Origin of the sequence: Pseudomonas sp. 22085 (genome assembly GCF_052045815.1) — a bacterium.
Taxonomy (GTDB): domain Bacteria; phylum Pseudomonadota; class Gammaproteobacteria; order Pseudomonadales; family Pseudomonadaceae; genus Aquipseudomonas; species Aquipseudomonas glycinae.
Window position 1 is genome coordinate 1 of record NZ_JBQEQA010000059.1, and the last position, 314, is coordinate 314.

The window sequence follows — 314 nt, forward strand, 5'->3', positions numbered from 1 at the left end:
TTGTTGTTGATGGCGACGATGATCGCGTCTTCCAGTTTGGTGGTGTAGTAGTGCTCTTGGGTACCTTGAGCCGAAGTGCGGTACCACTGGATAACGATTTCGCTCATGCGCTCGCCGGAGGTCAGGGCTGCTTGCAGCAGTGGCGAAGCCTTGTCGTAGACCTTGGTGATGATCACTGGCTTGTGAACGCGCTGACCGGTTGGCTGACCGGATTGCGGGTCACGCGGGATGATCACGTCGTGGCTGAACGCCTGAACCATGACCTGGTCTTCGTGACCTTCCTGGTAGGTGTTGCCAACGGAGTCGGCGGTGAA

1 protein-coding gene is annotated in these 314 nt (G+C 57.6%); it reads right to left on the reverse strand.

The window, feature by feature from the left end:
• Window positions 1-314, reverse strand: a 314-nt coding sequence (locus tag ACTJK7_RS29130) for an Hcp family type VI secretion system effector (RefSeq protein WP_440781119.1), incomplete at both ends; no start/stop codon positions are given.